This is a genomic window from Methylomonas sp. MK1, from assembly GCF_000365425.1.
Taxonomy (GTDB): Bacteria; Pseudomonadota; Gammaproteobacteria; order Methylococcales; family Methylomonadaceae; genus Methylomonas.
The window spans coordinates 1,301,474-1,325,141 of the sequence record NZ_AQOV01000001.1 but is presented as its reverse complement, the minus strand read 5'-3'; the positions used below and the strand labels follow the sequence as shown (position 1 = coordinate 1,325,141).

The window sequence follows — 23,668 nt, the reverse complement described above, 5'->3', positions numbered from 1 at the left end:
GCCTTAAGGCTTGGTCGCGTAAATAAGTTAAAATCCCAAAAAGCGGCGCTCCATCATGGCGGCTACATAATCAAACGCACGAATTATCGAGAGACTAATGGCAACGAAACAAAATTTTTTAAAAAATCTAGGCATTGTTGTGTTATCGACCGGCTTGGTGGCCTGTAACGGCGCCGATGAACGGAAAGCGAAATACATGGAAGAAGGCAAACAGCTATATCAAGCGGGCGATTATGAAAAAGCGTTGCTTGCCTATAAAAACGTGCTGCAAATCGATCCTAAGGACTGGGAAACTCACTTTCAAATCGCGGAAGCCCTGAGCAAGCAAGGCAAAATCGAAAATGCCTTTAAGGAATATAGTACCGTCGTTGCCGGCAACGAAAATCACGTGATGGCGCGGGTGCGGGTCGGCCAGTTGTTATTGTTGAATCGTGCGGTAGACGATGCAGAAAAAATGGTTGGCGAAGCGTTGGCGAAGGAACCGGATAATGTCGAGGCGTTGGTGTTGTTCGCCGGCGTACAAGCAGCCAAAAATAACAGCGACGGCGCGATTATGACGGTGGAGCGCGCCTTGAAAAACAGTCCGGACGATGTGCCGGCGACGTTGATGATGGCGTCTATTAAGGCGCGTTTGGATAAAGTCGATGAAGCGATTGTTTTATTGAAGCAAACTATTGAAAAGAAGCCCGATAATGTTGCATTGCGCAGCATGCTGGCCGGCTTGTACGCTAAAAACAATCAGATTGCCGATTCAGAGGCAATGTTGGTGGAAATTGTCAAACTGGAGCCGCAGCAATTACAGCATTACCGTACGTTAGCTTTGTTCCAAGTCGGTACCAAACAAGTCGATAAAGCCGAAGCGACTCTGCGCGACGCGGTCAGCAAATTGCCGGACAACGATACCGCCAAGACGTATTTAGTCGATTTCCTGTTGGAAAAACGCAGTCCGGAAGTGGCGATTGCCGAGCTGCTGCCGATGATAGAGCAAAAGCCGCAAGCGTATGAGTTGAAATTCAAACTGGCCAATATCCAGCTTTCCAAAAAGGAAATCGATAAGGCCGAAGCGACTATGAAAGAAGTCGTCGAACAGGATAAGTTGGGACCCAGCGGTATCACCGCGCGGAATAAATTGGCTGCCTTGTATGCCATGACCAAGCGTGGCGACGAGGCTAAAGCCTTGATCAAAGAAGTGTTGGATAGCAATCCGCGCGATGCTGAGGCTTTGACGCTACGCGGTCAGTTTGCCTTGGGTGAAAACAAAATTCCCGATGCAATTTCCGATTTTCGCTCGGTATTGGTTGATCAACCCAATAATATCGGCGTATTGAAAATGCTGGCCGCGGCCCATCTGCGCAATAACGAGGAAGAACTGGCCAGAGAAAACATGGAAAAAGTGGTTGCCGTCGCACCGGGCGATGAGACCGCCCGGCTGGATTTGGTTGGCTTGCATATGAAAGCCGGGCACCAGGATCAAGCAAAACAGCAGCTTGAAGCACTGATGAAAGCCAATCCGAAAAGTCTGAAAGGCTTGGAGGCGATGTTTAAAATGGAGTTGTCGCAAAAGCATTGGGATAAGGCACAGGACATTGCTAAGCAGGTGCAACAGCTATCGGATAAGGATGCCACCGGCTTTTACATGTCCGGCTTGGGCTATCAGGCGGAAGGTAAGTTGGAAGCCAGCACAGAAGCGTTTCAACAGGCCCTGGCGCGTAAGCCGGATGCGATTGAGCCTTTGACCGAGATGGTAAAAAGCTATTTGGTATTGAAGCAGTCGGATAAAGCTATCGGCAAATTGCAGCAAGTCATCAAACAGCAGCCGGATCATTTTATTGCCTATAACCTGATGGGCGGCGCTTATCTGAACGAGCAAAAATTCGCGGACGCAAAAACAGCTTACACAAAGGCTTTAAGCATTAAACCGGATTGGTATAGCCCTTATCGGAATTTGGCCTTGATCGAACTGGCGCAAAAAAATAAAGCCGAAGCCATCGATATTTATAAAAAAGGTATTGAGAAGACTAAGGGCGCATTAGAGTTGGTCGATGATTTGGCACGTTTGTATCATCGCGATGGTCAACATGAGCAGGTTCTGGCGCTATACGAAGAGTCTTACAAACTGCATCCGGATTCGGTGGTTGCGGTTAATAATCTGGCCAGTTACTTGTCGGATTTTTCGTCCAGTCCGGATAGTTTGGAACGTGCCGCCAAATTGGCCGAACCTTTGTTGCAGACCAATAACCCTAACATGATGGATACGGCGGCTTGGGTTGCCTATAGACAAGGCAATTACGACAAGGCCAAAGAGATCATGTTGAAAGTGATCGAACGCGATCCGCAATCACCGATCAGCAATTATCATTTGGGTATGGTCTACTTCAAGCAAAACGATCCAGTCAAAGCCCGCGAGTATTTGCAAAAAGCGGTCGATAAAAAAGTGGAATTCGACGGCTTGAATGAAGCGAAGGATGTTTTGAGTAAACTCTGATAGGAAATGCAGTGACGTGGCTACCGCAAGTAGCCACGTCAAACCGGTCTAAACCCCGGTATAGCCGATTTTATTATCGGTGGCTTTATTGAATACTGTCCCCAGTACGTTGGTGTCTTTTAACAAAGAGGCTGCGTGCTTCAACTGCTCGGTCTTGGTATGACCTTCGTCGATCACCAATAACACGCAATCCACATATGGCGAGAAACCCAGCGTATCGTCGTGCGATAAAATCGGCGGCATATCGAAAATAATGATACGCGAGGGGTAACGGCTTTTCAGCTCGTTAACCAGTCGTACCATCTTCGGCGAGCGCAACATTTCCGTCGAGTTAAACAAGGGTTTGCCGGCCGGCAGGACTACCAGACGTTCTATGCCCGGATTAATCAGCATGGAGCTTAATTCAGTGTCATGCAGCAAATAGTCGCTAAGACCTGCGCCCGGCTGAATGCCGAATAATTGGTTGATGCTGGGATTCTGGAAGTTGGCATCGACCAGCAAGGCAGTGCGGTCAAGTTCCATCGCCATGCTGATGGCTAAATTCGCAGCCGTTAAGCTGTTGCCGGTACCGTCGCTGGGGCTGGTGATAGCCATCGTCTTCCATTCCATTGCGTCCATTTGTTGCAGGCAGCGGGTGCGCAACATTCGGTAGGATTCCAGCCATTTGCCGGGCAGCGCCGCGGAAATAATCCGGTTTTGCTTCAGTAAGTTTTGATCCGGACTGTGTACCCGGGTTTGGGTATAAGCGATACTGACTTTGTCGCCCGGTTGATTGGCTAATGAAGCAGCCGTTGGATTGTTTTTTTCCACGAGGTTTTCAATGGGGTTCATAAATTTTCCCTTAACTGATTAATTGCCCACGACACGTAGTAATTTGTACCAAAATACATCTAGCGGCATGACGATAAAATGAAAAGCAACGACAGCCAGAATGCCGGCTATTGCCATGCCTATCAACAACAGCCGTCTTTCGTTTTTATGAGCTTGATGTTCTTTTTGACTTTCAAAATAAGGTATCGAAGCCAAAGGTTCCACGCCCAGAATCGCGGCGACCGCTTTTGGGCTATTGATGGTCGAATCCAGCATTTCGGTCAACGCGACTGCGCCAAAACCACTAGCTAAAGCCAACACCATACCCAGTACCATAATTGCAATTCGATTAGGGCTAACCGGTTGCAGCGGCTCTTGCGGTGGGTCGATTAAGGTGAAACGCTCGCCTTTTCTCTCCATCTCCAATTGTTGCGAGATTTGCGCTTCCATCTCGCGCGCGCTCACTTCCCGATAGCGCAGATTGGTATTGTCCAGATCCTGAATCAAATCCATGTATTCTTTTTCAACCAATGGCGATTGGCGTAGGCTTGAGCGCAACTCTTCCATTTTGCTTTGTACACGACTACGCGTGAAATTTAACGACTCGATTTCGGTGTTCACGGAAGCCAGTTGCGATTTCAAGGTGATGTAGGCCGGGTTATCCGGTTGAATGTCGGCATTGCTGTAGTCGCTTTGTTTCGCGTCAGCCAGGCTTTGTTGCAAGGCACTGATTTGTTTTTGCAGTTTCACGACGTCCGGATGTTTGTCCGAATACTGTTTCAACAACAAGGCCAATTCTGCTTTTCTGTCGGTTAGCTCGCCATTCATCGCGTTAAGATCGGTGTTGGAGCCGATTTCTTTCTGTAATGAGTCGATTTCCCGTTTGATTTTAATCACATCGGGATGACTGGCGGAGTGGCTGGATAACACGGATGGATATTGCGATTGCAGTTCCTTCAAGCGGTCTTTCATATCAAACACCCGGTTACCCACCGCATTGGTAGCCATCGCATTCGGGTCGATTTGCGCCAACTCGCCTTCCAGATAGAAACGCCGGTCCTGCAATGAGCGTTCTTGGCTGTCCATTTGCAGCAACTGATTGCTCAAGGATGTCAGTTCTTGCTGATTCAACGCACTGATTTGCGGCAGCTGGTTCAGGTTTTTCTCTTTGAAATTAGCAAGGTTTTGTTGAATTTCCTGGATTTTCACTTTAAGCCGTTTTGACTCCTCGCTCAAAAACAATGCTGCATTTTCGGCGGATTCGGTGCGCGATTTGATGTTTTCCTTCAAGAATAAGGAAGTTAATTCGTTGGCTACTTTTTGCGCAAGCGTTGGTGATTTGTCATCGAATGTCAGTGTGAACGCGATGGTGGCTTGTTGGGCCGGGCCGCTTTTATTATTGGCAACGTCCGCACTGATGGTTTCCACTTTTATACTTTTACGCATTTTTTCCAGAATGACTTCTTCCGGCTTTTTTTGCCGTTCCTCTGCGTACAGATCGTATTTCTTGATGATTTCGGTCAAATTCGGTCGGGTCATGATCCTTTGGCTGATCATCTGAATCCGTTGGTCCGCGAACGTGGTAACGGTGGAATGCACCAGTTCGGCGGGGATTTCTTGCGCTTCGATCAAAATGGTGGAAGTAGAGCGGTACACAGCCGGTAAAAGCACTGCCAAAACGATGCTGATCAGCGCGATGATTAGAAATGGAATAATCAAAAACTTTCTGCGTCGTTTGATGATTTTTAGGTAGTCCTTGATGTCGATGGCTTGATTTTCCACGCTATTTCACCTGACGATTGATTTGAGGTTGATAAGAGAATTGTAGTTGTACGCTATCGCCGGTTATGGTCTGATTGTTTGATTCATACACCTGCTGGCGATAGCTATAAGACAGATCCAAATTGATTTCCGGCGTCCAGCGCCATTGAACATTCGGTGATAGGGTAATGAAAGTGCGGTTATTAGTTCTGGTGGTATCGTTACTAAAAGTGGATATCGATTCAGATAACAAGTAATTGGCGTTGATACCGGTAGACAAGCGTTCGGTGAGATTGTAACGACCTCGAGCTGAAAATGTGGTTGAGGTTTGCTGCTGTCCGGTGCTGGCCGGGTTGAGCTGTTGTCCCGCACTTAAGCTAAAGTCACCCCAGTCGCTTTTACGAGCCAAGCTTGCCGAAAACACATTGCCCAAGGTGTTTTTGGATAAGGAAGACCGACTATTAAGCTCTGGCGCAGGGTTTGACGAACTGGTGAATTGAGTGCTGTCAGTTGTTGTGTCGCGAATCCCTGCTGAAAATGCTAATTGGGTCTGCTCGTCAAATAGATATTGCACACCCGCTTGGTAAGTGAACGTAGTCGATTTTTGGCTGAAGCCTGTTGTTATTGGCGCGGTTTGATAAAATCGCAATGGCACAGGAAAAGGAAAAGGATTAAAAAGACCGATTCCTGGACTCTCGTTTGCCGATTCATACACCGAATATGCACCTGTCAGGTTAAATGACAAGCGTTCGGTGTAGGCATGGCTGGCCGTTGCCGAATATTGTTGGAAACTATAATCCGAGTAATTAATGCTATTTATCAGGCTTTGCGCTCTATCATATGTCACATCCTGGTAGCTATAGCCCAATTGTAAGGAGTTTTTCTCGCTCAGATTGTAAGTGACAGTCGGAGAGACTGATTTGGTGTTTCTTGGCACGAGAAGTTGTACGCCACGTGCTTCGTTGATCTGTGTTGGGTCGATTACTGTAGGGTCGAGTTGGCTATTGATCGAGGATTCTTCCGCGTAGCTAGCAGCCAGATCGGTTTTGAAGCGTTCGCCTTGATATTTGTGGCTGAGGTTGACGAGTTTTTCGGAAAAATCCAGTGCCGAATCGCTACTGTAAATCAACTCATTCCATCTGAAGCGAGTATTCAATTCGTTGTCGTCGGCAAGATACCCGAACATTACGCCAGGGGATATGGTGCTGATCAGATTGCTATGTGTTGGATTGATCTGCATGCGTACATTATTGTCATACCGCTCCCTAAAATTAAATTCAGGTTTGAACAACAAATCCAGCGCATAGCCGTCTGTGCTGAACAGAACCAACGCGGGTAGCAAAAAATCCGTTTTTATCTTCATAGATAGTGCTTCTATCTAGTTCCGTTTAGGGTACGGTGACCGTGTCTCCCGGTTCCAGCATGATGTTTTGTTCCAGATCTTCGCCATCAATCACATCGCTATAGTCGAAAGGAAACACTTTAACTTGATCGCTGGTGCGGCGAATAATGCTGATCGAACCTTCCTTGGCAAACACAGTAAGGCCACCGGCGAGACTCAGCGCCTGCAGAACATCCAAGCGTCTGCCGGAAAATACTTGCCCCGGTTTATTGACTTTACCTATCACGAAGATGGAGTTGCCCTGGTTGTTGAGTAATTTAACCGAAATCGATGGGTCGGATATGTAGTCGGCCAGCCTGCTGGTCAAATTATCTTTCAGTTCTGTAATGGTTTTGCCGGCGGCGCCGACGGTACCGATCAAGGGGAAAATAATCGTGCCGTCCGGTGAAATCAGTATTTGCAATTGTTGCAAGCCTTCTTCTTTCCAGACCGTGATTTCCAATGCGTCGCCTGGAGACAGCTGATAAGCCGCATAGTTGGTCTGTTCGATAGTCACCGTCGGTGCCGGGCTGGCAGTAGCGTTTACAGGTTCTATGGGCGGTGCGGGTGGGATCTGGGTTTCCGATTCCGCTAAGGCAGTGGTGGAGCAAAGCAGACAAAACGAGAAAAGAGTAATTATCTGTTTCAAAATGTATTCCTTTATGATGTTATTGAGGTTGCAATCCGTACGTTCCGAACCAAACGCCAAACAAAGTAGGGCCGGATTTTAATAACGGAATATAACAATAATAAGACGATCCCAAACGCAGTCGACGGTGAGAAACACCTAGACATTTCATGCGATTATAACCGGGAATGACTGTGTTTTGTTCGAATTAGACTGTAATTTAACCAAATATTAATAAAGCTTTGGGAGTAAGCCAATGATGGTGAACGATTTTCTACAACATGTTAAGTCCGGACAGCCGGTCGAATTTCAGGAAACCATAGCGCTTATTGCCGAGCATTATCACTACCAACCTACTGAATTCAGTAACGGCTTGCAACAACCTTTGGTAAACGAAGCCGGTCGTAACGAGGGCTCCTGCAAGATTTTTGCGTTCGCCAAATTGCAGCAACTGACTGTCGAACAAACTCTGGCGCTATTCGGTGATTATTATCGCCAAGACGTGTTGGGGAATCCGGCCGGCAACGATCATCAAAATATCAGGCACTTCATGCGCGATGGTTGGGACGGCATTGTGTTTAAAGGCGAGGCCTTGCAAGCCAAATAATGGCTGTGCAAATCGATGTGTTGCTGGTCGGTCAGGGTTTGGCAAGTAGTCTATTGGCCTGGGAGTTATTGCAGCGACAATTGAGAATCTTGGTGGTGGACGACGGCGCGGAGAACGCCTCGCAAGTCGCGGCCGGTTTGATCAATCCGGTTACCGGTCAGCGTCTGGTAAAGCAGGTGGATGTCGAAACATTGCTGCCGGCCGCGATGCATGTTTATCGGCAACTTGGTACGCAGTTTGGACAAGCGTTTTATGTGCAAATGCCGATGCTGAAAATCCTCCGCACTGATAAAGAGCTTGGAATCGCCGAGCGGCGCTTGGCTCAGCCGGACTATCGCGACTATTTAACAGGGTTGACGCCAGCTCCCGCAGAGATCGACGCGCCTTACGGGGTGTTGCAGCAGCGGCAAACGGGCTATTTGCGGACTGAAGCATTGTTGAGCCAGCTGCGCGATTTTTTGCGGAACAAAAACTGTTATCGGCGCAATACTCTGCAATACGGTGAAATTAACCTGGAGCCGGCATTGCGTTGGCATGACATCTACCCCCGACACATCGTGTTCTGCGAAGGCTATCAGGCGGTTAACAATCCATGGTTCAAGTATTTGCCGTTTCAATTGGCAAAAGGCGAAATACTCGGTTGTGAGAGCAGGCAAGATATTCAGCAACAGATTTTGAATTACGGGCATTGGCTGATTCCATTGGGGGCCGGGCGCTTTAAAACCGGCGCCACTTTCGATACCAATCAGCTAGATAATTTGCCGACTCAAGCAGCAAAAACCGCATTATTGGCGAGTTTGCGTGCGGTTTGTCCTCAACAGCAACCCCCCGATGTCTATCAGCGTCGGGCTGGCATCCGGCCGGCCACGCTGGATAAGCAGCCGTTTATCGGCACACATCCTTTACATCCGCAACTGCATATTTTCAATGGCTTTGGCGCCAAGGGCAGTTTGGCGATTCCCTGGTACGCTGCCCGGTTTGCCGATTACCTGCAACAGCACGCCGGCTTGCCCCCCGGCTGCGATATACGCCGCTATGACAAAACCTATTTCCCTGCTTGAAATTGCTCATAACATCGTCGGTTCTTACGTAGCACCGGGCGATATTTCGCTCGACGCGACACTGGGCAACGGTCACGATACGGTGTTTCTGGCGCGGAGCATTGGAATCGGCGGGCATGTGATTGGCTTCGATATTCAACCGCAAGCGCTGGTCAACAGTTTTCAGCGTTTACTTCAGCATGATTTGCAGCGCCGGGTGACGCTACGTCTCGCCAGCCATGCCGATATGCTGTTGCATGTTCCCAAGCAATGGCATGGCCGGGTGAGGGCGGTGATGTTTAATCTGGGTTATTTGCCCGGGGCCGATAAAGCCGTGATTACCCAAATCGATTCGACGTTGGCCGCTTTGAATGCAGCATGCGTTTTGTTGGCGCCGCGTGCCGTGATCACGGTATTAGCCTATCCCGGTCACGCCGGCGGCGAACTGGAGACCGAGCAGTTGGCGGCATGGTCGCAGCGATTGGATCAGACCTGTTATACAACGGAAGTTATACTTAGTAGCCACGACAAGCCCGCCGCCCCCCGGCTTTTTGTTATTCGCAAACAAGCCGATCTGCTATGATTGCGCTCCTTTTTTTACTAGCAGTAGATTTTCATCATGTCAGAATTCAATAACGTCACCATCGTCAAGCAGGCCAATGTCTATTTCGACGGCAAAGTGAATAGTCGCACCATTAAGTTTGCTGATGGCTCCTCAAAAACCTTGGGTTTCATGATGCCGGGCGAATATACCTTTAACACGGCCGATCCCGAGTTGATGGAAATTCTGGCTGGGGAATTGCAGGTGCTGTTGCCGGGTAGTGATGAATGGCAAACAGTAAAAGGCGGCGAGTCTTTCAATGTGCCTGGGAATGCGGCATTTACCATGAAGGTGAGTATTGCCAGCGATTACTGCTGTTCTTTTTTGAAGTAAGCGCCGGATGGAAAAAGTAGCGATTTTTGTCGACGTCCAGAATATTTACTACACCACCCGGCAACGCTACCAGAAACATTTCAATTACAGCGCGTTTTGGCAGCAGGCAACCGCGGGTAAACAGGTTGTCGCTGCCATTGCTTATGCCACCGATCGCGGTGACAGCAAGCAGCAGGGTTTTCAGCAAATCCTGAAAAACATCGGTTTTACCGTCAAACTAAAGCCCTATATCCAGCGCCGCGACGGCACCAGCAAGGGTGATTGGGATGTGGGGATCACGTTAGATGTAATGGATTATGCCGCGCGGGCAGATCGCATTATTCTATTGTCCGGCGACGGCGATTTCGAGTTGCTGTTGCAAAAGGTGCGCAACGATTTTGGCACTTCCAGCGATGTTTACGCGATTCATAGTTTAACCGCACCGGCCTTGATTCAGGCAGCCGACAATTTTATCGCGATAGCTGGCGCACTATTGCTCTAAAGCGTTTCCAACCGATGACCTATTTTTTGTCGGGGTCTTCTTCCACCAATTCTTTGCCTTTCTCCGCGGAGCTGGCGGCTTCTTTGGGTTCGGGAGCATTTTGATTGTTTTTGCGGGCAAAGGTATCGGGTTCGTCGCTGCCGAACAAGCCGCTGATTTTTTCCCACATCGAGCGTTCCAGGTCGCGTTTCGGCACATCGACGCTGGTTTCTGTGGATTCTTTGGCGACCGGCATCGAGCTAGGTCTGAAGTCGCCTTGCACGCCCATCAAATTGTCGCCGTTGAAAAATAACGATACCCGTTTTTGCACCCGGTCTTCGCCGCCCGGTTGTTCCGAATATAAATAGTCCCAGCGTTTTTCGTGAAAGGCATCGGATAGCATCGGTGAACCCATGATGTAGAGCACCTGGCGTTTAGTCATATTAGGCCGGAGCTGATTAATCATGCTTTGATCGATGATGTTGCCTTGCTGGATGTCCAAGGTGTACACGCCGGGCAAGTTGGTGAGAATGGTACTGCAAGCGTTAATCGATAAACTGGTGACTGCCGCTAGCAAAAAAGTCGATTTTTTCATGAGGAGTGAATGGAGTCTGACGACAAACGATGGGCCATTATCCCATAATTCTGTCAGCGGCTCGGCGTAAAAAACGATACAATGTTGCAGATTATCGGTTTAAAGGAGGGGCTTATGGAAACTCAGGATTTGCGTAATGCGGGCTTAAAGGTGACCTTGCCCAGAATCAAAATTCTGGAGATTCTGGAAAAACAACAGGACGATAGACACTTGTCGGCTGAGAAGGTCTACAAAATCTTGTTGGCGGAAGGCGAGGAAATTGGCCTGGCTACGGTTTACCGCGTGTTGACACAGTTCGAAGCCGCCGGCTTGGTTAACCGCCATCATTTCGAGGGCGGCAACTCGATATTCGAATTAAATAGCGGTGGCCACCACGATCACGTCGTCTGCATGAAGTGTGGAAAAGTCGACGAATTTACCGATGAAGTCATTGAAAAACGCCAATCGGAAATAGCCCTAAGACTGGGTTACACGCTTACCGATCACAGTCTATATCTTTACGGCTACTGCGCCGCTTGTAAACCCCCAAAAGCCTAAGCATGTTTAAACCTCTCATCCTGTATATCGGGTTACGCTATACCCGCGCCAAAAAACGCACTCAATTTATCTCGTTCATCACCTTAACCTCCGTGCTTGGTATCGCCCTGGGTGTAACCGCCTTGATTACCGTGCTGTCGGTGATGAACGGTTTCGAAGCCGAATTGCGCGAACGCATCCTGGGCATGACTGCCCACAGTACTATCACCGGTCGCTTCGGCCAGCTTGACGATTGGCAAGCCTTGGAGGAACGGACGCGCAATATGGCGCATGTCGAAGGCGCAGCGCCGTTTATCCATGGTCAAGTGATGGTCAACGCCGACCGCCAAGTCAGCGGCACGTTGCTGCAAGGCGTGCTGCCCGAATACGAAGCCAAAGTATCGGAAGTCGCCAACAAAATGATGTTCGGTAGTTTGAACGATTTGGTCCCGGGCGAATTCGGCATTGTCTTGGGTGCCGAGTTGGCCAGTTATCTGGGCGTCATGATGGGCGACAAAGTCACCATCATCACCCCGCAAATCAACTCCACGCCGGCCGGTATCCTGCCGCGCATGAAACGCTTTACCGTGGTGGGCGTGTTCAAAGTGGGCATGTATGAATACGACCGCAATATGGCGCTGATGCATCTCGACGATGCCGGCAAATTGTTCAGATTGGAGTCGGCAGTATCCGGTTTGCGTTTGAAGCTGGATGATTTATTCAACGCGCCACGCATTACCCAAGGCTTGGCAGATACGCTGGGCGATGAGTTTCGGGTCAGCGACTGGACCAAGGCTCACAGTAACTTTTTCCGCGCGGTGCAAACCGAAAAGCGGGCCATGTTCATCATCTTGCTGCTGATCGTCGCGGTGGCGGCGTTTAACATCGTCTCGACGCTGGTGATGGTGGTTACCGATAAGCGCGGCGACATTGCCATTCTGAAAACCCAGGGTTTATCCAACGGTTCGGTGATGGGAATTTTTATTGTTCTGGGCTGTATCATCGGCAGCATAGGTACTTTACTAGGCACGGTTGGCGGCGTGTTGCTGGCTTTGAATGTAGAAACCATTGTGCCAGCCATCGAAAAAGCCTTTGGTGTGCAATTTATGGCCGCCGATGTTTATTACATCAGCGAAGTGCCGTCAAAACTGATCTGGACCGATGTGTACTGGATAGCCTGTGTGGCGTTTTTACTGTCCTTGCTGGCGACACTGTATCCAGCTTGGCAGGCGGCGCGGATTAATCCGGCCGAGGTGCTGCGTTATGAGTAATGCCATCGTGTTGCAATGCCAACAGTTAACCAAGCGTTACGCGCAGGGTGACCTGAACGTCGAAGTTTTGCGCGGCGTGGATTTGACGATTGAAGCCGGCCAGCGCGTCGCCATCATGGGTGCGTCTGGTTCCGGGAAAAGCACCTTGTTGCATCTGTTAGGCGGCCTGGAAAAACCCAGCTCCGGCTCGGTGATGCTGGACGGCGCCGATTTGAATAAGATTAGCGCCGGCAAACTCAGCCAACTACGCAATCGCTCGCTGGGGTTTATCTACCAGTTTCATCACCTGTTGGGCGAATTTACTATCCTGGAAAACGTAGCCATGCCGCTATTGATCGGCAATCAATCGATCAAGCAAGCGCAACAACAGGCTGCAGAATTACTTAAACGTGTCGGGTTGGGACACCGAATGCTGCATAAACCCGGCGAATTGTCCGGCGGCGAACGACAACGTGCCGCTGTGGCCCGGGCTTTGATCAATCAGCCTAAATGTGTGTTGGCCGACGAGCCGACCGGTAATCTGGACAGTAAAACCGCTGAGCAGATTTATCAGCTGATGTTGGAGTTGAATCAGGAATTGCAGGTGAGTTTTTTGGTGGTGACGCATGATCCGGATTTGGCGGCAAGGATGGATAGTGTGTTGTATATGGAGGATGGGGTGATTGTGCCGGAAAGGGTGCATCATTCTTGATAATACAAGTAATCGGGATATTGTGTCGCTAACGCGACGGGTTGTTTAGAAGTCGGGTCTCGGCCCGACCGCCGAGATACTTTCTTTTGTTTGGCCAAAAGAAAGTATCCAAAGAAAAAGCCACCCGGATGCCGCTTATTCCCTGCGCTCCTCGCTTTTGACGAGGGTCGGCGGAAGGGGCTTCCTGCCCCTCCGCCGACGTGCGGCATCCCTGCCGCACCCCTTCGGGCTATTCTCGCCAAAAGCTCCTGTGCTCGGCGCGGCATACGGGAGAAAACCGTCCCGGCATTAAAAGTCTGTTAGTGAGCAAATAATGTAGCCTCAATGGAGTGGAACGAAATCGAGGTTTTGATGGCTTCGATTACCCGGATTCCGCTACGCTTCATCCAGGCTACTTGCTAAACGACTAAAGTGATTTCTTTAGCCTCAGTCCAAATGTCTTCATAGGCGCGAATCTTCAATTCGGCTGAGTCGTCGTTTCTTACAATTTCGGCCGGAGATCGTTTTGCGAAATCTTTAAGAGACTGGGTGAGCATCCAGGCTTTAGTGTGGTCAATAAAAATCGCCCTGTCGTGTAAGGTTTTTTTGGGAGCAAGGCGGATGCTTAGAGGGCGTAATGAACGGTACTGTTGAGCCCATTTTTTTGCTGCTGGCTCTAAGGATGGCTTGAAATCGGCCGTATCCGTTAGCAATCGTATACTCACGTTTTCAGGCGCGGCGATAGCAAAATCAGTCAGGGTCGACTCATCCATATACGGGTCAATGATGAGTACGTCTAATTTTGATGATTCCAAAACCTTTGAAATTGCGCTGAAGGCGTCAAAGTTGTTTCCGACAGGAATAAATGTGCCTCTGGCACCTGCCGGAGCGTTCATTTCTGCAACAGCAAAAGCGCGGTATATGATCGCCTTAATTTCATGAGCTGCGTTAGCGCCAAAAGTGGTTCCAATGTTGTTCACTGTAATTGAGTAAAGCGCTGCATCTGCGATATTTCCAGTCTCTTTGACAAGAGAATATCCACGCGCGAGCCAAAGGTGTGTGTCATTTTCAACCGGATTCTTGGAAAGGTCCGGCATTGTCTCTATTAGGCGCCCCAGTTGTCGGTATAGAAGTTCAGGTTTAATTGTCATTCGAAGAATGTATCGTAGAGTGGATACGGTTTTTTGCCCACGTGAAATCAAGCGATGGGCAAAAAAGTTGTTCTTATTAATAAGGTTTCTTTCAGAACTCGATTAGAGGTTCTTTCCCGTATGCCGCGCCGAGCACCGGAGCTTTTGAACGGATCAGCCCGTTAGGGGCGATGCAGGGATGCATCGCGTTGCCGAAGGGGCAGGAAGCCCCTTTCGGCGACCCCGTTCAAAAGCGAGGAGCGCAGGGAATAAGCGGCATCCGGGTGGCCTTTTCTTTGGATACTTTCTTTTGGCCAAGCAAAAGAAAGTATCTCGGCTGTCGGGCCGAGACCCGACATTAAAACCATCCGTCGCGATAGCGACACATAATCTTACCCGGCTGAATAAACCGGAAACCTAGCACACAACAAATGCACCTTCTCCCTAACCGCATCAATCACGCTCTCGTCTTCCAGATTATCCATCACATCGCACATCCATTCCGCCACTTGACGAACTTCGTCTTCCTTGAAGCCGCGCGAGGTGGGAGCAGGGGTGCCGACGCGGATACCGCTGGTGACGAACGGCGATTGCGGGTCGTTGGGGACGGCGTTTTTGTTGACGGTAATGTGCGCGCGGCCCAGGGCGGCGTCGGCGGCTTTGCCGGTGATGCCTTTCGGGATTAGCGAGACCAGCATCAAATGGTTGTCGGTGCCGCCAGAGACCACGTCAAAACCGCGCTGGATAAATACTTCGGCCATGGCTTGGGCGTTTTTTACCACTTGTTGCTGGTAGGTTTTAAATTCCGGGGTCATGGCTTCTTTAAACGCCACAGCTTTGGCGGCGATGACGTGCATCAGCGGGCCGCCCTGGATGCCGGGGAAGATGTTGGAGTTGATCTTCTTTTCCAGATCCGGGTTGCTTTTGCATAAAATCAAGCCACCGCGCGGGCCGCGCAGGGATTTGTGGGTGGTGCTGGTGACCACGTCGGCAATTGGTACGGGGTTGGGGTACAAACCAGCGGCAACCAAGCCGGCGACATGGGCCATGTCCACCACCAGATAAGCGCCTACCTTATCGGCGATGTCGCGAAAGCGTTGCCAGTCCCAAATGCGCGAATACGCCGAGAACCCAGCGATGATGAGTTTGGGTTTGTGCTCCAAAGCCAGTGCTTCGACTTGCTCGTAATCGATTTCGCCGGTGTCTTTGTTCAAGCCGTACTGGATGGCGTTGTAGATTTTGCCGGAAAAGTTGGGTTTCGCACCGTGAGTTAAATGGCCGCCGTCGGCCAGGCTCAAGCCCAGGATGGTGTCGCCGGGTTGAATTAGCGACATGAACACCGCCATATTGGCTTGTGAACCGGAATGCGGCTGCACATTGGCAAAATCGGCGCCGAACAGTTCTTTGGCGCGATCGATCGCTAATTGCTCGACAATGTCTACATATTCGCAGCCGCCGTAATAACGTTTCTCCGGATAACCTTCCGCGTATTTATTGGTCAGTACGGTGCCCTGCGCTTCCAGAACCCGGGGGCTGGCATAGTTTTCCGAGGCGATCAGTTCGATATGGTCTTCCTGGCGTTGCCGTTCCTGTTCCATGGCCCGGAATAATTCGTTATCAAAACCTTCAATGGTCATCAATGTGCTAAACATGTGGTCTCCTCAATAGGGGTCGGGTTATGCGTTGGGATGCAGCAGCAGAATTTGCAAATCGGCGACATTGGTGCCGGTCGCGCCGCTCAGCAGTAAATCGTTAGCGGCTTTGAGGGCCGGATAGGCGTTATTATCGTTCAGCATGGCGTCTGGGTCGAGAGCCGCGTCACGCATGCGCTGCAAACTGTCGTTATCCACGATGCCGCCGGCGGCATCGGTGGGGCCGTCACGCCCGTCAGTGCCGCCGCTTAAAAACGTCCACCCGTTATTCAGACCATATTTTTCCGCGGCTAGCGCAAAGGCGAGAGCCATTTCCTGATTGCGACCACCTTTGCCGGTTCCTTTCAAGGTAACGGTGGTTTCGCCGCCGGCGATAAGGGCGGTAGGTTGAGCGATGTCCACAGAGAGGGAAAGTGCATGCTGCACCAGTTGCTCGGCAACAAAACGCGCTTCGCCGCATAGCTGCTTGCTGTAAATTTGGGTTTGGTAACCTAAGGCGGCTGCGGCACTCGCTGCAGCATCTACGCTGGTGGAATTGCTGCCCACCAAGGTGTGGCTGCTGTGTTGGAAGATCGAGTCACCGCTTTTCGGCGTTTCGATTTGTAAGCCTTGCACGCCTTCTTGTAAATGCTTTTGGACGCTAAGCGGTATTTGCTGCCAAATGCCGAAGGATTCGAGTACCGCGACGGCATCTGCGAAAGTCGTATCATCTGGCACGCTGGGGCCACTGGCAATGGCGCTTAAATCGTTATCCAATACGTCCGATAGAATCAGTGCATGTAAATCGGCAGGTGCGGCAAGTCGAGCAAGGCCGCCGCCTTTGAGTTGCGACAGATGTTTCCGGACGCAATTGATTTGATTAATCGTGGCGCCCGAGACCAGCAATAATTGGGTGGTGAGGATTTTTTCCGCCAGATTGATGCTTGCTACGGGGTAGGGCAGGAGTGCCGAGCCGCCGCCGGAAATTAGCACCAACACCAGCTCACCGGATTTGCAGTCGCGCAATCGGCTAGCGACGGTTTTTGCCGCATGTAAACCGGCTGCATCCGGCAGCGGATGGCCGGCGCCGAAGACTTGGCAATTCTCGACCATGTCAATGTTGTCGTAGTTGGTCACGACCATGCCTTTACCGGCAAGCCAAGCCTCGGGGATGCTGGCTTGAGCAGCATCCGCCATGGCGCAGGCGGCTTTGCCGAAAGCGAGTAAATGGATGCGCCGCCATTCGCCGCTGCGGTAGCCGGTTTGTTCCGAGCCGATATGCAGCGCTTCGCTATCGACCCTGAGATAGTGCTTTACGGCGAGATAGGGATCGGCCGCCGCGATGCCAGCCCGAAAAATGGCAGCTGCATGTTCACGTGAGCTTGGTTGGAATGTGGGCATAAAGATCCGGCAAGGACCTTAGGCCATGGCTTTGGCGAGGGCGAAGATGATTTCCGCGTCGAACACCTGTTTGTTGCTTTCAAACAGTTTGGCAATACAGGCGCGGTGCAGCGCCAACTTTAATGCGCCGAAGCCGATGGCTCCCCAGACAATTTTGCCGTGACGCTGTTCGCCGCGATCCAGTACATCGGTACCGCCAATGCCGACAGGCGGTGTGGCGTTGGCATCGGCCAATAATTGCAGATGCGTACTGTTTTGCCAGTGTTCGGGTTTTAAAAGTTCGACACCGGCGGCGCCGGTAGCCAACACTATATTGGCGTCTTGAATGGCGGCGGCACGGCTGTCGTAGTCTGCTGCTTCGACTGCCGTCAGCTCCACACCGAAACGTTCTTTCATCGCGAAACAGGCTTTTTCCGCGTTGAAGATGTGTCGGGAAGTGATGCTGACTTGTGCGCCTTCCAATGCCATCATCGCTGCTGCGCGTTGTCCTACCGGGCCAGTGCCCGCCAGTACCACTGCTTTTTTGCCGGACAGGCTAGCACTGCTGCCCAGTTTCGCAACCGCTGCGGCGGCTGTGGTATTGCTGCCGTTACTGTCCAGCATTACCGATACCTGAAAGCCGGGAAAAAAATGCTTCTGCACCGCTATAAGTAAACTCTGACCGGCTTCGATATTGCTGCCGCCGATGAAAATCGCGGTATTTTTTTTGTCCTTGGGGGCGCGAGTGAATATAGTGCCGTCAACTAGACTGCCGACATTGTCGGGAGTGATGTTGCCGTAGCCGATGACATGGTCCGCGCCGCCGTCGTAAGCGACGACTGTGTCGAAAGCCGAGGGATGAGTGTCGGTGTCGAACTGGAATAACAATTTTTTCATTAAGCTACCTGATGTAAAAATGGTGGCCCGGTGGGAGAAGGTTAGCCTCCGGCATTATACAGAATAATATTTACCTCGCCGCAGAATCCAAACCGGTTTTAGAAAGCTGGAATTAGTGATTGTTTGCTCAAAAACTTTATGTCATATTGAAAAAGCCTGCCGTTGAGTCGGGTGGGGATGAATCCAATCATTAAAGAGGAACGCAGATGAAAACGCCCGTCGATATTGCTGTAACAGGTGCAGCTGGTCAGATTAGTTATTCCTTGTTATTTCATTTGGCGTCCGGCGAACTGCTGGGACTTGATCAGCCTATCGTGCTGCGTCTATTGGAAATCCCACCGGCGATGAAACAGTTACAAGGCGTGGTGATGGAATTGAATGACTGCGCGTTTCCGTTGATCAACAAAATTATTATCACCGACGATCCGAAAGTGGCGTTCGATAACGTCGATTATGCTTTTTTGGTGGGCGCGAAGCCACGCGGGCCGGGGATGTTGCGTAGCGATTTGTTATTGGATAACGCCCAGATTTTTATCACCCAAGGCCGGGCGTTGAATGAGGTGGCCAGCCGCAATGTCAAGGTATTGGTGACCGGTAATCCGGCTAATACCAACGCACTGATCGCCATTAATAACGCGCCGGATTTGGCGCCGGAATGTTTTACGGCAATGACCATGCTTGATCATAAACGCGCGATAAGCCAGGTGGCCGAAAAATGCGGGGTACTGAGTAGGGACGTAAAAAACGTGGCGGTTTGGGGTAACCATTCCTGCACTCAATATCCTGATTTACATCATGCCAAAGTCAAGGGCATGGATGTGTTGTCTTTGGTTGAGCAATCCTGGTTTGTTGATGAATTTATCCCCACTGTCCAGTACCGAGGTACGGAAATTATCAAGGTACGCGGCCAGTCCAGCGCGGCGTCTGCGGCGCATGCGGCGATTGAGCATATGCGGGTCTGGGCCTTCGGTACCGATCCGGGAGACTGGGTGAGTATGGCGGTGGCATCCGACGGTAGCTATGGCGTTGAGGAAGGATTGGTTTATTCCTTCCCGGTAACGGTGGTGGATGGACAAATCGGCATCGTAAAGGGCTTGGATCTTAACGAGTTCAGCTTGGCAAGATTGCGTCAAAACGAAGTAGAGTTAAAAGAAGAACGACAAGCCATCAAACATTTACTCTAATTATCCGAGTGCTGGAGCTCAGCAGCTATTCAGCGCGGCTGGGCTTATCGGGTTCTCCATCTTGCGGTATAGCTAACAACTACCGCGCTATTTTTATTTCTGATGTTTTCTTGTATTTGCGTTGCCAGGTCTCTCGATGAGCCGATTCATAAGGCGCCGCCATCCGTGGCAGCTTGTTAACGACTGGTAAAAGCACTCTATCCCTCATCCAAAGAAAGGGGATTTTTTAGCGCGTTCTTAAAATCTTGAATGGGTTGGCGGCTGTAGTTGATACCCCGCAAATTGCTTGGATGGGGCAGGCAACAAAATAGTGCTTTATTTTTTAGATAAAGCAATAGACGTGCCAATAATCAATCCACATTCGGCGGGGCCTGTCGAGGGTATGAGTAATGCCTAAGTACCGGTTTTGCGGCTTATGCCGCAATGGCAGGGGATATGCCGTATTTTTGGGCGCATTCAGTTTGCGCCGCATCGGTAACGGGAAAAAATTCGGCGTGTTGCTGTCTAGATGCGATTGGCTAACGAGCCTCCGGAATTGCCGTGTACGTCTATCCACAAATGCGGCAATTCCAACTGTTCCAGCCAGCTTGGGCCTTGTTCTTCCTTGAGCATGGCGATGGTTGAAGCGCTGCCGGCCACTACGCAGAATTCGCCGACGACACTGACAGATGCCAAATGCCGAACCGGCCAGCCTGTTTTGGGATTAAGAATGTGTCCGTAGCGCTGGCCGTTGACGATAATGCAACGCTCATAGTCCCCACTGCTGGCGACTGCGCCGTTATGTAGTGCCAAAGTACTTGCTAATGCCTGCCTTTGGCGGGGGTGATGGATTCCCACTCGCCAGGCAGTGCCGTCCGGGCGTGGGCCTATCAGTTTGATGTCGCCGCCCAGGTTGATAAGGCCGTGGCGAGCGCCGGCATTCCGTGCAATTACCGCAGCCCGGTCTACAGCATATTCTTTGACGATGCCGCCAAAATCCAGCTCCATGCCGGCCAGCGGAAACTCCAATAGCGGTGCCTGCCAGCGTAGCTTATGCCATCCGACTTTTTTCAATAGTGTTTTAATCAGTTTTTCATCCGGCAACTGGCCGGACTCGAAACGCCAAGCCTGCCGTAAAATTCCGGAAGTTATGTCGAACAGGCCGTCGCTTTGTTGATAGCAAGTTGCCGCATAGTTTAGTAATCCAGCTGTTTCCCCATCGACTGTGATATGGCCGCCGTTGGCTGCCACATTATTAATCCTCGATAGCAGACTGTCGGACTTATAAAGGGAGTATAAGTTTTCCAGGCGATTAACGTCTGCTATCACAATATCCGCGATTCGATTAGCTAGTTCCTGGTTATCGGTAAATAACTGCATCTCGCAAGGCGTGCCCATGGACTTGAAAGTGTACTTATGCGAATTTAGGCGCACTGTTTTCAGCTACCCTTATTGGAGGCATTATATTTTGAAAAGTATCGAATCCTGTCGGGCAGGCGGTCGGGTTGGAAAATAAGATTTCTACACTATACGATTAAGTATAGAATTAGGCAGAAAGCTCAAAACTATGTATTTTAAATCTTTAAATCGCCAAATGCCAGATTGAAAAATTTTGCGAAATAAATGTTGCGCGGAAACTAAATCTCTTTTCCAGAAAGCTGAATATGCCTGGGTAAAAACATAACCGTCTACTAATTCGGATAGTTTTTCTGGAGAAATATGGGAAACGAGTTGAGGGTTTTGGGATACAAAGTCTTTTCTAACTTGCCAAGAATCCAAAACTTGCCGCCACTTTATAGAGGAAATTTGTCCATGATTGTGCCAGCGATAAAACGCTAATACTTCGGGGACAATGACAATATTCTGTGTGATGGCGGAAATGCGGATCCAAAAATCGTAGTCCATGGCGCTGAAACAGCGTAAGGAAAATCCTTCGGCTTTGTCTACAATTGCGCGGCGAATCAGCGCTGCATGTATAGGCCATGGGCAGCTAGAAAGAAATGATTGAAAAATATCGCCTTTTTCGTAAGCTGGTGGAACATAGGCCGGGCCGTTTTCGCCACCTTCCACGATATTTTGCCACCCGCAGTAGGCCAAATCCGCCTTGCTGTCGAGTAAGGTTTCTAGCAGTTTTTTGATGAAACCTGGGGCCCAATAGTCATCGGCATCCAGAAACGCCATGAAGTCTCCTCTAGAGTTTGCCAAGCCAAGGTTACGAGCAGGGAATGGGCCACGATTTTCTTGCTTTAAAACAACTAATTTCGGGTATTTTTCTTGGCACCTAGTTAAAATCTGATAACTTTGGTCACTGGAGCCATCATCGACGACAATCAACTCGACATTCGGATAACTTTGTTGAAAGACGCTTTCAATTGCTGTTTCGACATAAGCTTGAGCATTATAACAAGGCATAATTACCGAGACGAGTGGCTTATTCATTCCTTATTCCTTGATTATTTTAAATAATTAGATACTTGTGGGCATTGTTCTAGAATGCAGTAAGCCCAGCGCTTATTTGGAATAATATTCTTATGTCTTAAGTATCTGTTTTTCTTCCAGGCAGAAAAGTTATTTGAGTTATTCAACCATCGCCAAATAGGAATGGTAAAACCTGTTTTGGGTCGATTGATAATGTCGTCATCGAGCCTTTTAGATAATGAGCGGGGCAAAATTTCTTTTTTGTTACCAAGTTTCCTGTTTGCTGCTAAACCTACTAGGGAGTTCAACAAAACGTGATCGACTAAGGGAACACGTATTTCCAAAGAATGCGCCATGCCTATCCAGTCGGTGTCGCGTAACAATTGATTCCGCATGTATTTTTTAGATTCCAGCGCAACAATTTTTCCAAAGTCCGAATCGATGTTACTAACAGATTCAAATTCAGCAATTTCCGACAGTCTATTAATGCCCTCCCGTATCATATCGTTATCAATAAGATGTTTAAGTTCCCAAGGCATGAATAAGCCTTTTTTAAGCTGATAAGCCGATGTTATATTCCTGGTCATATTCAATATGTCTGAATTATTCGGATTTAAATGGCTAAAATTGGCAGCAAAAAAAGAATGTATGTTAAAAAATAAATTGTTTAGGAGCGGGGTATAGTTATATCGGGCCGAGCGCTTAACAATTTCGGGAATTGTCTCGAAGGTATCGTAACCACCAAGCATTTCGTCCCCGCCCAAACCGGATAAAACTACTTTTAAACCTGCATTTTTCGCCGCTTTGCTGACAAACCAAGTATTGATGCCATCGATACTTGGTTGATCCATCGTATTTAAAAATGTGGATAATTCATTTTCAACCTCATTCATGCGAGCTGTGACGATGTTATGTCTGACGCCCAAAATGCGTGCTATTTCCGTTGCTACAGGAACTTCGTCGAGCGAACGGCCGATAAATTCTTCAAAAGCAAGAGTTATAGCTGTTATAGGTTCGCTAACAAGTTCTTGTGCAAGACCAGTGATGGTGGCGGAATCCAGTCCGGCGGAAAGGAATGTACCAATTGGCACGTCAGCTACCATATGAGACTTAATGGAGTCCTTAATTGCTGATATGCCGACTTCCATTGCTTGTGCGGTAGGGATTTCGTTGGAAGCAAAACAAGATCTTTTAATAACGTTGTTTATATCCCAATATTGATGTATTTTTTTTTTGCCAGAACTATCTATTTCAAGAATATGTCCTGCCGGCAATATATTGATATTTTGATAGAAGGTAAAAGGTTCCGACGCACTTCCCCATAGGAGAAAGCTGACCAATCCAGCCGAATTGATTGAGGAATCTATCTGATGTCCGGCAAGTAGGGCTTTTACTTGGGAAGCGAAACGGAATGTGCCATTGAAATTTGAGTAATAAACCGGTTTAATGCCGTATGGGTCTCTAGCTATTATTAGCTTTCTATTACGGTTATCCCATAAGGCAAACGCGAACATACCCCGTAAATGTTCAACCATTTCAATGCCGAGGTCTCTATACAGGTGAAGTAACACTTCAGTATCACTATGACTTCGAAAAACAAATCCTTTTGCTTCTAAGCTTTTTCTCAATTCAATGTGATTGTATATTTCACCATTAAAGGTAATCGATAGTTGACCATCATCGGTGTGCATAGGTTGGGCCCCAAGAGTGCTCAATTCGATTATGGCTAGTCGTCTATGACCAAAACCGACCCTACTACAGTTGGAAATCCATAAGCCCTCGCCATCAGGGCCGCGGTTGTACATGTAATCTCGGGTTGCTAACAATTCGTCAGCATCCACGCTATTAACCGTTGAATTATGGAGAAAAATGCCGTTAATGCCGCACATGA

At 49.3% G+C, this 23,668-nt stretch carries 22 protein-coding genes; 10 read left to right on the top strand and 12 right to left on the bottom strand.

Translation table 11 applies throughout. The annotated features are described in order from the left end of the window. Positions 1–97: 97 nt before the first annotated feature. Positions 98–2,485 carry a tetratricopeptide repeat protein gene (locus G006_RS0106140; RefSeq protein WP_020482297.1) on the top strand — a complete coding sequence of 796 codons (2,388 nt, stop codon included), beginning with the start codon at positions 98–100 and terminating at the stop codon, positions 2,483–2,485. A gap of 48 nt (positions 2,486–2,533) precedes the next feature. On the opposite strand, the gene G006_RS0106135 is transcribed toward G006_RS0106140, so the two are convergent. From G006_RS0106135 to G006_RS0106120, 4 genes are all read right to left on the bottom strand, one after another. After that, positions 2,534–3,316 carry a CpsD/CapB family tyrosine-protein kinase gene (locus G006_RS0106135; protein ID WP_020482296.1) on the bottom strand — a complete coding sequence of 261 codons (783 nt, stop codon included), beginning with the start codon at positions 3,314–3,316 and terminating at the stop codon, positions 2,534–2,536. Positions 3,317–3,334: 18 nt separating this feature from the next. Beyond that, complete coding sequence (locus G006_RS0106130; RefSeq protein ID WP_020482295.1) at positions 3,335–5,077, bottom strand: hypothetical protein; 1,743 nt, start codon at positions 5,075–5,077, stop codon at positions 3,335–3,337. A 1-nt stretch (position 5,078) separates the two neighbouring features. Then, positions 5,079–6,350, bottom strand: a complete 1,272-nt coding sequence (locus tag G006_RS0106125; protein ID WP_235048835.1) for a TonB-dependent receptor — start codon at positions 6,348–6,350, stop codon at positions 5,079–5,081. Between the two features lie 94 nt (positions 6,351–6,444). Next, positions 6,445–7,086, bottom strand: a complete 642-nt coding sequence (locus G006_RS0106120; protein ID WP_235048834.1) for a polysaccharide biosynthesis/export family protein — start codon at positions 7,084–7,086, stop codon at positions 6,445–6,447. A gap of 235 nt (positions 7,087–7,321) precedes the next feature. Here G006_RS0106120 and G006_RS0106115 point away from each other — a divergent pair, with 235 nt between their 5' ends. The 5 genes from G006_RS0106115 to G006_RS0106095 are packed head-to-tail and all read left to right on the top strand — an operon-like array spanning position 7,322 to position 10,127. Further along, entirely contained in the window at positions 7,322–7,672 is a 351-nt protein-coding gene (locus G006_RS0106115; RefSeq protein ID WP_020482292.1) for a HopJ type III effector protein, read from the top strand. Further along, complete coding sequence (locus G006_RS0106110) at positions 7,672–8,733, top strand: NAD(P)/FAD-dependent oxidoreductase (RefSeq protein ID WP_020482291.1); 1,062 nt, start codon at positions 7,672–7,674, stop codon at positions 8,731–8,733. Before G006_RS0106115 ends, G006_RS0106110 begins: the two co-directional genes overlap by 1 nt. Continuing rightward, the gene (locus G006_RS0106105; RefSeq protein WP_020482290.1) at positions 8,708–9,295 is read left to right on the top strand and encodes a tRNA (mnm(5)s(2)U34)-methyltransferase; all 588 of its coding nucleotides are present in this window, start codon (positions 8,708–8,710) and stop codon (positions 9,293–9,295) included. Before G006_RS0106110 ends, G006_RS0106105 begins: the two co-directional genes overlap by 26 nt. 36 nt (positions 9,296–9,331) lie before the next feature. Further along, positions 9,332–9,646: a pyrimidine/purine nucleoside phosphorylase gene (gene ppnP / locus G006_RS0106100; protein WP_020482289.1), complete on the top strand. Its 315-nt coding sequence runs from the start codon at positions 9,332–9,334 to the stop codon at positions 9,644–9,646. Between the two features lie 7 nt (positions 9,647–9,653). Further along, positions 9,654–10,127: a LabA-like NYN domain-containing protein gene (locus tag G006_RS0106095; protein WP_020482288.1), complete on the top strand. Its 474-nt coding sequence runs from the start codon at positions 9,654–9,656 to the stop codon at positions 10,125–10,127. A 19-nt stretch (positions 10,128–10,146) separates the two neighbouring features. Here G006_RS0106095 and G006_RS25065 read toward each other — a convergent pair whose 3' ends face one another. Further along, positions 10,147–10,701 carry an outer membrane protein assembly factor BamE gene (locus G006_RS25065; RefSeq protein ID WP_020482287.1) on the bottom strand — a complete coding sequence of 185 codons (555 nt, stop codon included), beginning with the start codon at positions 10,699–10,701 and terminating at the stop codon, positions 10,147–10,149. Between the two features lie 114 nt (positions 10,702–10,815). Here G006_RS25065 and fur point away from each other — a divergent pair, with 114 nt between their 5' ends. From fur to lolD, 3 genes are read left to right on the top strand one after another with little or no spacing between them, the layout of a single operon-like run. Next, positions 10,816–11,238: a ferric iron uptake transcriptional regulator gene (gene fur, locus G006_RS0106085; RefSeq protein WP_026146882.1), complete on the top strand. Its 423-nt coding sequence runs from the start codon at positions 10,816–10,818 to the stop codon at positions 11,236–11,238. Between the two features lie 2 nt (positions 11,239–11,240). Further along, positions 11,241–12,488, top strand: coding sequence for a lipoprotein-releasing ABC transporter permease subunit (locus G006_RS0106080; protein WP_020482285.1), 1,248 nt, complete (start codon positions 11,241–11,243; stop codon positions 12,486–12,488). After that, complete coding sequence (lolD, locus tag G006_RS0106075) at positions 12,481–13,179, top strand: lipoprotein-releasing ABC transporter ATP-binding protein LolD (protein WP_020482284.1); 699 nt, start codon at positions 12,481–12,483, stop codon at positions 13,177–13,179. The genes G006_RS0106080 and lolD overlap by 8 nt, the downstream gene beginning before the upstream one ends. A gap of 398 nt (positions 13,180–13,577) precedes the next feature. On the opposite strand, the gene G006_RS0106070 is transcribed toward lolD, so the two are convergent. The 4 genes from G006_RS0106070 to G006_RS0106055 all read right to left on the bottom strand — a co-directional run bounded on the left by G006_RS0106070 (position 13,578) and on the right by G006_RS0106055 (position 18,196). Further along, positions 13,578–14,309: a hypothetical protein gene (locus G006_RS0106070; RefSeq protein WP_020482283.1), complete on the bottom strand. Its 732-nt coding sequence runs from the start codon at positions 14,307–14,309 to the stop codon at positions 13,578–13,580. A 371-nt stretch (positions 14,310–14,680) separates the two neighbouring features. Next, positions 14,681–15,940, bottom strand: coding sequence for a serine hydroxymethyltransferase (glyA, locus tag G006_RS0106065; protein ID WP_020482282.1), 1,260 nt, complete (start codon positions 15,938–15,940; stop codon positions 14,681–14,683). A gap of 24 nt (positions 15,941–15,964) precedes the next feature. After that, positions 15,965–17,320, bottom strand: a complete 1,356-nt coding sequence (locus G006_RS0106060; protein ID WP_020482281.1) for a glycerate kinase type-2 family protein — start codon at positions 17,318–17,320, stop codon at positions 15,965–15,967. Between the two features lie 18 nt (positions 17,321–17,338). Continuing rightward, positions 17,339–18,196, bottom strand: coding sequence for an NADP-dependent methylenetetrahydromethanopterin/methylenetetrahydrofolate dehydrogenase (locus G006_RS0106055; protein WP_020482280.1), 858 nt, complete (start codon positions 18,194–18,196; stop codon positions 17,339–17,341). Positions 18,197–18,402: 206 nt separating this feature from the next. Here G006_RS0106055 and G006_RS0106050 point away from each other — a divergent pair, with 206 nt between their 5' ends. Then, the gene (locus tag G006_RS0106050; RefSeq protein WP_020482279.1) at positions 18,403–19,380 is read left to right on the top strand and encodes a malate dehydrogenase; all 978 of its coding nucleotides are present in this window, start codon (positions 18,403–18,405) and stop codon (positions 19,378–19,380) included. 504 nt (positions 19,381–19,884) lie between these two features. Here the strand turns inward: G006_RS0106050 and G006_RS0106045 are convergent. From G006_RS0106045 to asnB, 3 genes are all read right to left on the bottom strand, one after another. Further along, positions 19,885–20,757: an FAD:protein FMN transferase gene (locus G006_RS0106045; protein ID WP_020482278.1), complete on the bottom strand. Its 873-nt coding sequence runs from the start codon at positions 20,755–20,757 to the stop codon at positions 19,885–19,887. Between the two features lie 123 nt (positions 20,758–20,880). After that, entirely contained in the window at positions 20,881–21,798 is a 918-nt protein-coding gene (locus G006_RS0106040; RefSeq protein WP_026146880.1) for a glycosyltransferase family 2 protein, read from the bottom strand. Positions 21,799–21,812: 14 nt separating this feature from the next. After that, positions 21,813–23,666: an asparagine synthase (glutamine-hydrolyzing) gene (gene asnB, locus G006_RS0106035; protein WP_026146879.1), complete on the bottom strand. Its 1,854-nt coding sequence runs from the start codon at positions 23,664–23,666 to the stop codon at positions 21,813–21,815. Positions 23,667–23,668 lie beyond the last annotated feature (2 nt).

Bases quoted from the DNA above. Each gene is read 5' to 3' on its own strand.
- G006_RS0106140 (WP_020482297.1), top strand. From the start codon at position 98: ATGGCAACGAAACAAAATTTTTTAAAAAATCTAGGCATTGTTGTGTTA.
- G006_RS0106135 (WP_020482296.1), bottom strand. From the start codon at position 3,316: ATGAACCCCATTGAAAACCTCGTGGAAAAAAACAATCCAACGGCTGCT.
- G006_RS0106115 (WP_020482292.1), top strand. From the start codon at position 7,322: ATGATGGTGAACGATTTTCTACAACATGTTAAGTCCGGACAGCCGGTC.
- G006_RS0106110 (WP_020482291.1), top strand. From the start codon at position 7,672: ATGGCTGTGCAAATCGATGTGTTGCTGGTCGGTCAGGGTTTGGCAAGT.
- G006_RS0106105 (WP_020482290.1), top strand. From the start codon at position 8,708: ATGACAAAACCTATTTCCCTGCTTGAAATTGCTCATAACATCGTCGGT.
- ppnP (WP_020482289.1), top strand. From the start codon at position 9,332: ATGTCAGAATTCAATAACGTCACCATCGTCAAGCAGGCCAATGTCTAT.
- G006_RS0106095 (WP_020482288.1), top strand. From the start codon at position 9,654: ATGGAAAAAGTAGCGATTTTTGTCGACGTCCAGAATATTTACTACACC.
- G006_RS25065 (WP_020482287.1), bottom strand. From the start codon at position 10,701: ATGAAAAAATCGACTTTTTTGCTAGCGGCAGTCACCAGTTTATCGATT.
- fur (WP_026146882.1), top strand. From the start codon at position 10,816: ATGGAAACTCAGGATTTGCGTAATGCGGGCTTAAAGGTGACCTTGCCC.
- G006_RS0106080 (WP_020482285.1), top strand. From the start codon at position 11,241: ATGTTTAAACCTCTCATCCTGTATATCGGGTTACGCTATACCCGCGCC.
- lolD (WP_020482284.1), top strand. From the start codon at position 12,481: ATGAGTAATGCCATCGTGTTGCAATGCCAACAGTTAACCAAGCGTTAC.
- G006_RS0106070 (WP_020482283.1), bottom strand. From the start codon at position 14,309: ATGACAATTAAACCTGAACTTCTATACCGACAACTGGGGCGCCTAATA.
- glyA (WP_020482282.1), bottom strand. From the start codon at position 15,940: ATGTTTAGCACATTGATGACCATTGAAGGTTTTGATAACGAATTATTC.
- G006_RS0106060 (WP_020482281.1), bottom strand. From the start codon at position 17,320: ATGCCCACATTCCAACCAAGCTCACGTGAACATGCAGCTGCCATTTTT.
- G006_RS0106055 (WP_020482280.1), bottom strand. From the start codon at position 18,196: ATGAAAAAATTGTTATTCCAGTTCGACACCGACACTCATCCCTCGGCT.
- G006_RS0106050 (WP_020482279.1), top strand. From the start codon at position 18,403: ATGAAAACGCCCGTCGATATTGCTGTAACAGGTGCAGCTGGTCAGATT.
- G006_RS0106045 (WP_020482278.1), bottom strand. From the start codon at position 20,757: ATGGGCACGCCTTGCGAGATGCAGTTATTTACCGATAACCAGGAACTA.
- G006_RS0106040 (WP_026146880.1), bottom strand. From the start codon at position 21,798: ATGAATAAGCCACTCGTCTCGGTAATTATGCCTTGTTATAATGCTCAA.
- asnB (WP_026146879.1), bottom strand. From the start codon at position 23,666: ATGTGCGGCATTAACGGCATTTTTCTCCATAATTCAACGGTTAATAGC.